This window comes from Streptomyces sp. NPDC006923, from assembly GCF_040635655.1.
GTDB lineage: Bacteria > Actinomycetota > Actinomycetes > Streptomycetales > Streptomycetaceae > Streptomyces.
The window spans coordinates 102,237-114,027 of sequence record NZ_JBEYIF010000008.1 but is presented as its reverse complement, the minus strand read 5'-3'; the positions used below and the strand labels follow the sequence as shown (position 1 = coordinate 114,027).

Annotated in this window: 10 protein-coding genes; 1 reads left to right on the top strand and 9 read right to left on the bottom strand. The window is 71.2% G+C overall.

All coding sequences use genetic code 11. The annotated features are described in order from the left end of the window. Positions 1-33: 33 nt before the first annotated feature. The 5 genes from ABZ707_RS18010 to ABZ707_RS17990 are packed head-to-tail and all read right to left on the bottom strand — an operon-like array spanning position 34 to position 5,185. Positions 34-1,827, bottom strand: coding sequence for a gamma-glutamyltransferase (locus ABZ707_RS18010; RefSeq protein WP_360175202.1), 1,794 nt, complete (start codon positions 1,825-1,827; stop codon positions 34-36). A 45-nt stretch (positions 1,828-1,872) separates the two neighbouring features. Beyond that, positions 1,873-2,766 (bottom strand): PhzF family phenazine biosynthesis protein, encoded by an 894-nt coding sequence (locus ABZ707_RS18005; protein ID WP_360175199.1) that lies wholly within the window; start codon positions 2,764-2,766, stop codon positions 1,873-1,875. Beyond that, entirely contained in the window at positions 2,763-3,701 is a 939-nt protein-coding gene (locus ABZ707_RS18000; protein WP_360175196.1) for an LLM class flavin-dependent oxidoreductase, read from the bottom strand. The genes ABZ707_RS18005 and ABZ707_RS18000 overlap by 4 nt, the downstream gene beginning before the upstream one ends. Before the next feature lie 54 nt (positions 3,702-3,755). Beyond that, complete coding sequence (locus ABZ707_RS17995; protein ID WP_360175193.1) at positions 3,756-4,709, bottom strand: hypothetical protein; 954 nt, start codon at positions 4,707-4,709, stop codon at positions 3,756-3,758. After that, a complete protein-coding gene (locus tag ABZ707_RS17990) occupies positions 4,706-5,185 on the bottom strand; it encodes a VOC family protein (RefSeq protein WP_360175190.1) in 480 nt (159 codons plus the stop codon). The genes ABZ707_RS17995 and ABZ707_RS17990 overlap by 4 nt, the downstream gene beginning before the upstream one ends. 257 nt (positions 5,186-5,442) lie before the next feature. Here ABZ707_RS17990 and ABZ707_RS17985 point away from each other — a divergent pair, with 257 nt between their 5' ends. Further along, entirely contained in the window at positions 5,443-6,111 is a 669-nt protein-coding gene (locus tag ABZ707_RS17985) for an O-methyltransferase (RefSeq protein WP_360175187.1), read from the top strand. A gap of 89 nt (positions 6,112-6,200) precedes the next feature. On the opposite strand, the gene ABZ707_RS17980 is transcribed toward ABZ707_RS17985, so the two are convergent. Genes ABZ707_RS17980 through ABZ707_RS17965 form a run of 4 tightly spaced genes read right to left on the bottom strand, consistent with a single transcriptional unit; the run spans position 6,201 to position 11,595 of the window. Beyond that, complete coding sequence (locus tag ABZ707_RS17980; RefSeq protein ID WP_360175184.1) at positions 6,201-7,769, bottom strand: 4-hydroxyphenylacetate 3-hydroxylase N-terminal domain-containing protein; 1,569 nt, start codon at positions 7,767-7,769, stop codon at positions 6,201-6,203. A 4-nt stretch (positions 7,770-7,773) separates the two neighbouring features. After that, positions 7,774-8,358, bottom strand: a complete 585-nt coding sequence (locus tag ABZ707_RS17975; RefSeq protein WP_360175181.1) for a flavin reductase family protein — start codon at positions 8,356-8,358, stop codon at positions 7,774-7,776. Then, on the bottom strand, positions 8,345-10,378 hold the full coding sequence (locus ABZ707_RS17970; protein ID WP_360175178.1) for an anthranilate synthase family protein: 2,034 nt from the start codon (positions 10,376-10,378) through the stop codon (positions 8,345-8,347). The genes ABZ707_RS17975 and ABZ707_RS17970 overlap by 14 nt, the downstream gene beginning before the upstream one ends. Continuing rightward, complete coding sequence (locus ABZ707_RS17965; protein WP_360175175.1) at positions 10,375-11,595, bottom strand: 3-deoxy-7-phosphoheptulonate synthase; 1,221 nt, start codon at positions 11,593-11,595, stop codon at positions 10,375-10,377. Before ABZ707_RS17965 ends, ABZ707_RS17970 begins: the two co-directional genes overlap by 4 nt. Between the last annotated feature and the right edge of the window lie 196 nt (positions 11,596-11,791).

Sequence of the window (11,791 nt, the reverse complement as noted above, 5' to 3'; positions counted from 1 at the left end):
CTTTTGGAAACTTACGCTATCAGTTCTCCTTCCTCATCCGGCGACGGCGTATGCCTGCGCACCGCGTGGACTCGCCGCGCCCAGTACCAGACCGTCCCGGGTGAGACCCGTGGCACACACCTTGCTGAGCGAGTAGTCCTCGGCCAGTTCGACCTCGTGGCCGCGCCGCCGCAGCTCCGCGACCGCCTCCGGGTCGCAGCCCCGCTCCGCGACCACCGCACGGGGCCGGAACTGCCGCGGCGTGAAGGAGGTGGGCACATGGTCGGTGTGGAATGTCCGTGCCTCGATCGCGGCCTGCGGACTCATACCGAACTCCACATGGTGGAGGAAGAACCCCAGGGTCCACTGGTCCTGCTGGTCCCCGCCGGGGGTCCCGAACGCCAGATACGGGCGCCCCTCCCGCAGCACCAGCGTCGGACTGAGCGTGGTGCGCGGGCGTTTGCCGGGAGCCAGCGCGTTGTTGTGTCCCTCGGCGAGCGAGGCCATCTGGCCCCTGGTCCCGAGAGGGAAGCCGAGCCCCGGCACCACGGGGGAGCTCTTCAGCCAGCCACCGCTCGGTGTGGCCACGACCATGTTGCCGGCCGCGTCCGTGGCAGTGACACAGCAGGTGTCGCCCTTGGCCGCGGTCAGCTTGATCACGGCGGGGATGCCGTGTTCCAGCTCCCCGAGCCACTCCGGACGCGCCGGGGCGGCCTCGCCGTCGAGCACCGGCGGCAGCCACGGTGTACGCCCGCCGGGCGCGCCGGGCCGCAGTGTTCCCGACGCCTCGGCCCCGATGAGCGCGCGCCTGGCCCCGGTGTAGTCGGGAGCGAGCAGCTCCTTCAGTGGTACGTCCCCATGTGCCGGGTCGCCATACCACGCCTCACGGTCGGCGAAGGCCAGCTTGGCCGACTCGATCACCGTGTGCATGTAGTCGGCGCTGCCGGGACCCATGCCCGCCAGGTCGAAGCCTTCCAGCAGGGCGAGTTGCTGCAGAAAGACGGGGCCCTGCGACCAGGGGCCCGGCTTGTGCACCGTCAGCCCCCGGTAGTCCGCCGAGACCGGCCGCTCCAGACCGGGGCGCCAGGCGGCCATGTCGTCACCGGTGAGCAGACCTCCGTTGCGCCGGCCGGTCGCGTCGATCTCCTCCGCCTTGGCGAGATACGTGTCGACGGCCTCGGCGACGAACCCCTCGTAGAAGGCGCGTGTCGCCGCGTCGATCTGGTTCTCGCGGTCGCGCCCCGCCGCTTCCGCCTCGGCGACGATCCGCCGGTAGCACCGCGCCAGCACCGGATTGGACACCCGCTCACCCGGCCGGGGAGCGACCCCGCCGCGCAGGTAGGTCCGGCCGGACTCCGTCCACTCGTCACGGAACAGCCCGGCGAGCGCCGCGATCATGGCGGCCGCCTTCGGCAGCAGCGGATAGCCGTGCTGGGCGTAGCCGATGGCCGGTTCCAGGACATCCGCGAGCCGCAGCACGCCGTACTCCTTCAGCAGCCGCAGCCAGGCGCCGAACGCGCCGGGTACGACGGCCGGCAGCAGACCCGAGCCGGGAATCACGGCGAGTCCGCGCGCGCGGAACGCCTCGACGCTCGCGGCGCGCGGCATCGGGCCCTGGCCGCAGATGACGTCGGCCTCGCCGGATCCGGCACGGTGGGCCAGGATCGGCACATCGCCGCCCGGCCCGTTCAGATGGGGTTCCACCACCTGGATCACAAAGGCGGCGGCCGCCGCCGCATCGAACGCGTTGCCGCCCTTGTCGTACATGGACATGCCGGCCGTGGAGGCCAGCCAGTGGGTCGAGACGACGGCGCCCCGGGTACCGTGCAGCTCCGGTCGGAAGAGCACAGCGGATCTCCTTCTCTGTCGGCTTGGCTCTTGGCTCTCACTGGGTCAGGCCGTCGCGCGGCCGGAGACGACCGCCGCCCGTGCGCGGGGCACGCGCATACGGCCGTGCGCCGTGGCGGTGACCCGGCCGGTCACCGTGGCCGCCGCGGCGCGGCCGTCCCGCAGTGTCACGGTGCAGCTCAGCGCCGCGGGCCTGCCCAGCTCCGCGCCCTGGACGAGGTGGTAGGCGTACCGGCCGTCCGGCCCGGAGATCAGCCCCGTCCCGGCGAGCCAGGCCCCGAGGCCGAGTGCGGCGGACGCGCACGCCGGGTCCTCCGGCATGCCGTAGCCGGGGGCGAAGACCCGCGCGTGCGCGGTCCTGGTGACGGCGTCCCAGGCGAGGACGACCGCGTCCCGGCACGCGTCCCAGACCGGGGACGCCGGGTCCATCGCGGCGCGTGACACCGCGTCCGGCCGTACCGGCAGGAAGTGGAAGACGGGCCCGAACCCGTCGGCCCGGGCCGTACCGGCGCGGTCCTCCTCCGCCAGTCCGCACGCCGCCAGCAGTCCGCCCCAGTCCGCTCCGGGGTCCGGGAGCGGATCGCCCTCGACGCTCAGAGTGGCGCTCTCCCCGGACGCCGAGAGGGCCAGCAGCCTGCCGCCGCACTCCTGCACCAGCCGCCCGGCCGGGACGTCACCGCGACGGACGAGCGCCGTGGCCGTGCCCACCGCCGAGTGACCGCCGAAGGGCGACTCCGCGCGGGGGGTGAAGACCCTGACCCGGTAGGTGGCTCCGGGCGATTCCGGCGGCATCACGAAAGCCGTCTCCGTGAGCCCGATCTCGCCCGCGACGGCCAGCATGTCCGCGCCGGACAGTCCGTGCGCGTCGGGCACCACACCGAGCGCGCATCCGTCGAAGGGCCGGTCGGTGAACATGTCGACGATCTCGTACTCGATCACGCCGTACCTCCTGTGCCCGCCGTCCGTCCGGCCGGCGCCGCCGTGCGGCTCCCCGCCGTGCCCGCCCTCGCGGGAAGCAGGACCTCCTCGGCGATGGTCTCCAGCACCTCGGTCTTCGCGCGGTACGGGAACGAGTCGCGCGGCCAGTGCACCACCAGGTCCGTGACGCCCAGTTCACCGAACCGGCCGGCCGCGTCCCGGTACGCCTCGACGGAATCCAGCACACCGCCGACCATGGCGCCGGTGAGCAGCAGCCGGTCCAGTGTGGCCGGGTCCCGGCCGGTCGCCTCGCACGCCGCGTCCAGCCGGTCGAGCTGCTCCCTGACACCGCCCACCGTCTGTTCGTACGGCAGCGCGTCGAACCGGCCCGGCGGGCCGGCCGTGACCCAGGTGGCGGCGTACCGCGCCGCCAGGCGCATACCGCGCGGACCGGTGGCCGCGAGGGCGAACGGCACGCGCGGACCGGTCAGGCAGCCGGGGTTCATGGGCACGTCCTCCACCCGGTAGTGCGTGCCCGTGTACGAGGTGCTGCGCCGGCGCAGCAGCAGGTCCATGAGCTCGACGAACTCCGCGAAACGGTCGGCCCGTTCGCCTGGCGAACGCTCGGTGGGATCGACGACCCGGTCGTCGAGTCCGCCGGCGCCCGCGCCCAGACCGCAGACGAACCTTCCTCCGGCGATGTCCTCGACCGACATCACCTCCTTGGCCAGGGTCACCGGATGCCGGTAGGTCGGTGTGGCGACCATGGTGCCCAGCGTGATCCGGGAGGTGACCGCGGCGGCGGCGGAGAGCGTCGGCACCGCGCCGAACCAGGTCTCGTCGCGCAGCCACCGCCACATGAGCTGGTCGTAGGTCCACGCGTGATCGAATCCGAGCTCCTCGGCGAGGGTCCACCGGCGGCGGGCCACGGGCCAGCGGTGCTCGGGCAGAATCACGACTCCATGACGCACTTGTCTCAACTCCGTCCGTCGGCGCCCGGGGGGCGTGGGCTACTTGCGTGAGCGCGGGCCGCTGTCGAGCAGACGCGGGGTCAGACCGGCCGCCAGGAGGTCGACCCGGTGCAGGATGGCGTGGAAGTCGCGCTCGTACGCCGGCACCTCGCCGTCGCGCAGCTCCCCGGGCAGCGCCCGGTCCTCCTCGGGGGTCATCCCGGGGTACAGGCCGTTGGTGGCGGTGTCCAGCGTCACCGCCCGCAGCCGGCGCCGTAATTGCTCCACCACCTCCGCCGTCGGCACCGGTGCGCGCAGGGTCAGGAAGAAGTTGTCGTAGACCACGGCCTGGGTCCGGGGGTGCGGAAGCCTGTTGGTGACCGCGGTCTCCTGGAGCAGCGAACGGCCGTCGGGCACGAGTTTGGCCGCCACCCCCGCGTGCACCGTGTGGTACATACGGACCTCGCGGGCGAGTTCCTTGCCCTCGGGAGCGCCGTTCCACTCGAACTTCTTGCCCCGCAGCAGGCCCCGCACCGGTACGAAGTCGGGGGCCCATGTCCCGCTGAAGCCCCGGTGCTGGAGGAACATGCTCGGGCGGATCACCGCGCTGTAGACGTCCTTGGGGCAGGAACTGGTGTAGAGCAGCATCGCGGTGTAGGCGCGGGTGAGATCGCCCATCACCGTCAGCGCGGTCCCCGGATCCTGCCGGGAACGGGCCTGGTGCAGGGCGTGCGCGAGCAACTGCCAGATGGCGAAGGTCGCCTGATGGCCGGTGATCCAGCGGAACCAGAAGAGCTGCTGGGCCAGTTCCGGCGAGCCGAGCGCGGGCCCGGTCCGGGGGCAGGGGCAGGTCACCGCCGCTCCGGCGGTCTCCTTGGCGGGCGGCCCGACGTCGGGGATCCCGGAGTCGCCCGTCGGAGGGTCCGGGAGCGTCAGCGGCTCCAGTCCGTAGGGGAAGTCACCGAAGTCCCAGTCTTCGGGAGCGGGAATCTCCGCGACGGTCCGTGAACTCATCGGTTACCGCCCGGGACGTAGGTGAACTCGAATTCCAGGCCGTTGACGTCGAAGAGGTAGCAGCTCTCCACCCCGTCGGCGTCGACGACGATCTCAGTGGGCCGGTCGCCGGCCGCGAAGGTGTAGCGCCCGGACTCGTACAGCCGCAGCCAGCGCTCGCGCCAGGCGCGCAGCTCGGCGGACGAACCGGTCGAGAGGCACACGTGCTGGAACTGGGCCTTGTTGCCGCCGGGCAGGACGGGGTCGTGCCCGGCACGCTCGAACAGGTGGAAGCGGAGGTCCTCGACCATCAGTTCGGTGAGCCGGGTGATTCCCGGCAGCCGGCTGAGGGTGAGGTCGGAGAACGTGTCCAGCGACCAGGCGGGGACGCAGCCGAAGAAGTCCTCGTACCACGCCGTGCAATTGTCCAGGTCGCGGGTCTGGACACCGATGTGGTGAAGCCGCGGTACGAGGGCGGACCTCTGCTCGTGTTCCATGGGCGAGAGAGTTTCTGGCATGGCGGAATTACTCCAGTCCGTCGGGTGATTGAGTGTTCCTTCGGTACTTTTCACGCTAGCCATCCATGGGATTTCGGTCAATCATTCTCGCGTGTTCGGTGAATGGCACTGTTCTCTGGAATGCGATTCCGGGCAGGGTGAATCGGGGATGCTCATTCTTTGGTGCCGCAGGAAAATATGGCGGAATATTATTGTCTCCGCTTGCCATTCCGTGTCGGGTAATGAAATATGAAACCATGACACAGGAACAGTGGAACGCTGTCGACGACTACTTCAACGGCCTCCTTGTCCCGGAGGACGACGCCTTGTCCGCGGCGGCGGAAGCGAACATCGAATTCGGACTCCCGGACCTCGCTGTCTCGCCGGGCCAGGGAAAGCTCTTGCATCTGCTGGCCCGTATCCACGGGGCCCGGCGCATTCTGGAGATAGGCACATTCGGCGGATACAGCTCGATCTGGCTGGGCCGGGCGCTCCCGCCGGGAGGCAGGCTGGTCACGATCGAGTGGGAGGAGTCCTTCGCCAAGGTCGCCGCCGCCAACATCGAGCGGGCCGGACTCACGGACGCCGTCGAGCAGCACGTCGGCAGGGCGCTGGACATCCTTCCCGGGCTGTGTCCGGCTGGGAGCGACCCCTTCGACATGGTCTTCATCGACGCCAACAAGCCCGACATCCCGGCGTACTTCGCCTGGGCCCTGAAGCTCTCCCGCCCGGGCGGCGTGGTCGTGGTCGACAATGTCGTCCTCGGCGGCGCCGTCACCGACCCGGCCCATCCCGACCGCGGTGTCCAGGGCGTACGCCGCTTCCACGAGCTGCTCGCCGACGAGCCCCGGGTGAGCGCCACCTCGGTCCAGACCGTCGGAGTGAAGGGGTACGACGGCTTCACCCTGGCCCTGATCGCGTCCTGACCCCCCGGAGAACGGCGCCGCACGGCGGCCGGCCGGCCGGGACCCACCCGGACACCGGCCGCCGCGGCCGCCGACGGCGCCCACGGAGGTCAGCCCCGGTCGGGATTGACGAGATCGGGAGCGGTCCAGCCGTCGAGGTCGTACTCCGCCATGCACTCCTCGGCGAAACCCCGGTACTGGTCCACCAGACCCGACGCGGTCTGGGCGAGCAGCAGCTCGATCCGGACATTCTCATGGCTGCCCGAGTAGTTGCGCTCGTACAGCTCGTGCCGGCCCGCGAACTCGGTGCCCACCGAGTCCCAGATCAGCTTCATCAGCTTGACCCGCTCCACCGAGTCATATCCGTTCGACCCGCGCATATACCGGTCCAGATGCGGTCGCAATTCCGGCTGAGCGAAGTCCGCGGCATGCGAGTTCAGATAGATCAGGCCACTGCTGAGGTCCTGGAGAATAATCTCCCGGACCCGCGGATAACCGATGGTCATAAACCAGCGGTAGGCCATCCCGTAGTCGAGGTTCGGGAGCAGCGCACCGTCGTGCCATTCGTTCGGGTGGTGTGCCATCGCATCACTGAGCGCCCAGAACATATTGCGCCAGGCCAGCACCTCGCCCACCCGTGTCTGAATTCCACGGAAATCCTTGGTGCCGGTCACATCGAGCCCCTTGAGCAGCAGGCCGGCCAGGAAATCCAGCTTGACCGCCAGCCGCGTCACCCCGTGGAACGTGAGCCGGTGGGTGAAACCGGAGGAATTGAGGAACGTGCCCGCTTTCGCCGTGTCACCGTAGATGAAGACGTTCTCCCACGGGATCTTCACCTTGTCCAGGATGAAGATGGTGTCGTTCTCGTCCAGCCGGCTCGACAGCGGATAGTCGAAGGGGCTGCCCGTCCGGCCGGCCGCCAGCTCGTACGACTGGCGGCAGATGAGCTTCACCCCCGGCGAGCCCATGGGAAGAGTCGCGACCAGGGCGAACTCCTTCTTCTTCACGGGCAGGCCGTAGTGCGCCACGAAGTTGAAGTGCGTGAGGGCCGAGCCGGTCGCCACCACCTTGGCTCCGCTGACGATCAGACCGTCGTCGCACTCCTTCTCGACATGCACGAAGACATCGTCGACGTCGTCCGGCGGACGGTTGCGGTCCACCGGCGGATTGATCACCGCGTGGTTCCAGAAGAGCACCTTCTCCTGGGACTCCGCGTACCAGCGCCGCGCGTTGTCGGCGAAGTCGCCGTAATAATCCGGATTCACCCCCAGCGTCACCAGGAAACTGGCCTTGTAGTCGGGGCTGCGCCCCATCCAGCCATAGGTCAGCCGGGCCCACCGGGCTATCGCGTCCCGGTCCCCGACCAGATCCTCCACACTGCGGGGCGCGCGGTAGAACCGGTGGGTGAAACCGCTGCTCCCGGTGTCGGTCGGCGCGGTCAGCACATCCCGGTGCTCGGGGTCGTGAAGCGCGTCGTAGAGCCGCGCCGTCATCCGTACGGTGTTGCGGAACGCCGGATGCTTGGTGACGTCGTCGACCCGCTCGCCGTAGGCCCAGATCTCCCGGCCGTCGCGGATGCTCTCGATGTACTCGTCGCCGGTCAGCGGCCGGGTGACGCGGGGCGGCGGGGTGTCGCCGGACCGCGCGGTCTGCCGGGGCTGCTCGCTCTGAGATGTCATGTCCCTACTTCCGAGTCTCGTGGCTGGTCACGAAGTGCTCCGCGGGGGCCGTGCCGTCCAGGCACAGCGACCACGCGATGTCCGTCCGTTCCGGGGCCAGTTCGGGGAAGGCGCCGCGGAAGAACAGCAGTGGCCGCCCCTGCCCGGCGGCGAAGTCCTCGACGGCGCCGAGCCGCAGCACATGGTCGCCGCCGTCGTACTCCCGCCAGGGCCGGCACACCAGATGGCCGACGGTGCCGGCCAGCCGGGGCGTGGCACCGGTCTCGTCCACCCACGGCACCGGACCGTCCATGGGCCGGCCCGCGAAGTGCATGGCCAGGTCGCGCTGTTCCTCGCCGAGGAAGTTGATGACGTAATCGCCCCGGCCCAGCAGGTGCGCGGCCCGGCTGCGCCGGTCCAGGGCGACCAGTGCCAGCGGCGGATCGAGCGACACCGAGGTGAAGGCGTTCACCGTCGTGCCGTGCACCACGTCGCCCCGGCGGCAGGTGATGACGGTGACACCGGTGGGGAAATTCCCCATGAAGCGGCGCAGGGCGTACGCGTCGAACCGCCGGGGCCGAGATACTTCCGTGAGCTCAGACGTGCTCATAGATCCCTCCTCCCGTCTCGCGCACGGGCGCCGGGCCGGAGCCTCCGACAGCGAGGGCCTCCGTCACGAGCGTGCGCAGGATGTCCGGTCCCTCCTCGGTCAGGAACGACTCGGCGTGGAACTGGACCGTCGACAGTCCTGGTGCCCGCAGCGCGACCACCTCGCCGCCGGGACGGCGCTGGATTTCCACCCGTGGCCCTCGACGGGGCACTTCCAGCCAGTCGTTGTCCGCTCGTGCCGTGTAACTGTTGTAGAGACCGACCAGCCGCTCCCGGCCCCACAGCGCTGTCCGCATCCGCCGGCCCTGATGCGGTTCCGGCAGACGCACGACCGGCAGGCCCAGGACGGCGCACACCACCTGGTGGCCGAGACAGACCGCCGCCAGCGGCCGTCCCTCCGCCAGCCGGGAGACCGCCAGGGACCGCAGCGCGGCCGTCCTCGGACTGGCCGGATCCGTCGGATCGCCCGGCCCCGGGCCGAGCAGCAGCAGATCCCCGGCGCCGCCGCCGCCGCCGTCCCGGCGGACCGCGCCCTCGGCCTCGTACCAGGGGACCACCCGGACCGAGCAGCCCAGCGAACGCAGTTGGTACGCGAGCATCGCGGTGAACCGGTCCTCGGCGTCGACGATGGTCACCCGGACCGGGTCGGGACCGAGGCCCCCCTGGGCGCCCGCCCTCCGGCCGGAGCCGCCGAGCCAGAACGCGGCCATCCCCTGATTGCGCGACTCCAGGGCGGCGCGCACCAGATCGGAGTCCGCCGCGGCCGGCGCCTTCGGTGGGCCGCCGTCGGCGCGCGTGCCACCTCGCCGCCCGGACAGCGCGTCCAGCAGGCCGGAGACCTTCGCGGTGGTCTCCGCGGCCTCGTTCGACGGCACGGAGTCCCGTACGATCGTCGCTCCCGCCGTCAGCCGCAGCTCACCGTCCGCGCGGATGTCGGCCGTCCTGAGCAGGATCGCCGAGTCCAGGCAGCGCGTCCGGTTCTCCTGGCCGACAAGCGCGATCACCCCGCTGTAGTAGCCGCGCCCGCCCGGTTCACAACGGGAGATCACCCGGCAGGCGTTCTCCAGAGGACTGCCCGTCACCGTGGGCGCCGGCATCGTGGTGCGCAGGATCTCGGTCAGCGGCCGGACCGAACGGCCGCCGAGGAAGTACTCGGTGTGCGCCAGCCGCGACATCCACTTCACCGAAGGCCCCGACACCTCGACACCGCGCTCGCACAGCGCCGCCATCATCTTCAGTTCCTCGTCGACCACCATGTACAGCTCATTGGTCTCCTTCGGGTCCCGCAGGAACCGCAGCAGACCGGGCAGTTCGACGCCACCGCCGGGATAGCGGTAGGTGCCGCTGATCGGATTCATCGACACCTGGTCACCGCGCACCCGCACATGCTGCTCGGGCGTACTGCCCAGCAGATACCGGTCACCGGTGTGCACCAGGAACGTCCAGTACGCTCCGGTCTCCGCGCCGAGCAGCCGTTTGAGAGCGGCCAGCGCCGTCGCCCGGGAGAAATCCCTGATCCGGCCGCGCAGACTGCGGGCCAGCACGAAGTTGGAGCCCTCACCGGCATGGATTTCCCGGCGCACGATCCGCTCGACGGCCGCCGCGTAGTCCGCGTCACCGGTGTCGAAGGCCGCTCCCTCGATCTCCGGCACACCGTCGGGCAGTCGCGCCATCAGCTCCGCCAGCGGCAGGCGGCGTTGTGTTTCCACGGACATCGCCAGCAGCGGCTCCCCGTCGTCCGGAGCGGCGAAGCCGCGCTCCCGGATCTGCCGGTAGGGAGCCAGTACGAGGGTGGTGTGCGGACCGCCGTGCCGTCCGGCCCGGCCGGTGTCCGCGCGGCCCGCTCCGTCGAGGTCCAGGTGGTCCAGCCGCTCCGCCCGCCGCATCCGGCCGGTCAGGATCTCGGCCACCGGCCCCTGGCCGGCGCCGGGACGGTGCAGGATCGCGAACGGGCCGCCGGGCGGCGCCAGGGCGTGTCCCGGCGCCGGCCCCCGGCCGGAGGCGCCCGCGCGGCGAGTCATGCCACTGCCCGCAGGGCCGGAACGTACCAGTGCGCCGAGGCGGCCACCGCCTGGAGGAGGTTGAGCCGCGGATCGCACAGCGTGCGGTACTCAGGTCCCCGGACCGGGGTGAACCCCGCCCCGTCGCACTCGGCGATGTCGTGCGGCGAGGACTCCAGATGCAGCCCCGCGCACCGCCCCCCGCCGTCCGTCACGATCTGCACGAACCGCCGGATCTCCGACATGATCGCGTCGAGCCTGCGGGTCTTGAGGCCGTCGGGCGTCCGCACGGTGTTCCCGTGCATGGGGTCGCTCAGCCACAGCACGGGATGCCCGGCCCGGCGAACCGCCCGTACCAGGGGCGCCAGGGCGGCGATCCGGTCCGCGCCGAACCGGGCGATCAGCGTCAGCCTGCCCGGGGCACGCCCCGGGTCGAGCGCCGCGCACAGCGCGAGCACCTGTTCGACGGTCGTGGTGGGCCCGACCTTGCACGCCACCGGATTGTCCAGCTCGGCCAGCAGCCGTACGTGGGCGCCGCCCGGCTGCCGGGTCCGTTCGCCGATCCAGGGCCAGTGTGTGCTGGCCAGATAGCCGCCGCCCGCGCGGTGCCGGCGGACCATCGACACCTCGTAGTCCAGCAGCAGCGCCTCGTGGCTGGTCCAGATCCGCTCCTGGGACGCCGCCCGCTCGCCGCGCCCCAGCGTGTCGAGGGCCGTCAGGGCGTCCCGGGCCGCCCGGTAGCCGGTCAGCATCCGGGACGGGTCGGGACGGCGCGCCTCGGGCGTCGGCTCCGGCCGGTTGACCATCTCCCCGCGGTACACCGGGAGCCAGGTGCCGCCGTGTGCTTCCCGTTTCTCCGAGCGGGGCTTGGCGAACTGCCCGGCCATCCGGCCGACCCGGATGACGGGCCGTCCGGCGCCGGCCCGCACGATGTCACCGAGGACGCCCAGCATGTCGACCTTCCGGCTGATGTCCCCGATCGTGCACTCGGCGGGGTCCTCTGCGCAGTCGCCGGCCTGGAGGACACAGAAGTCGCCCTCGGCGGCGCGGCCGAGGAGGTCACGCAGACCGCGTACGCCGTCGTAGGTCACCAGCGGCGGTGCGGAGGCCAACTCGGCCCGGACGGAGGCGAGATGGGCCGCGTCCGGCCAGTCGGGCTGCTGTCGGGCCGGAAGATCGTCCAGGACCGGGGCGAGCAGCGGGTCGTGTTGTGTGTCGGGTAGAGAGCTCTGAGCCATGTGTGTGCCTTCACTGTCCCTCGGCCGCCGCCGGTGACCGGCTGCGGGCCGAGCTCGGTGGGTGCGTCGGATGCCGCCTCGCCCGGCCGGAGCGTTCCGGCTAGCCGGACGCCGCCGCCGTACCGACGCCGGCTCCACCGGGACCCTCGTGGCCGGCGGGAAGATCTGACATGGGCGCGGGCCACGCCCACAAGCT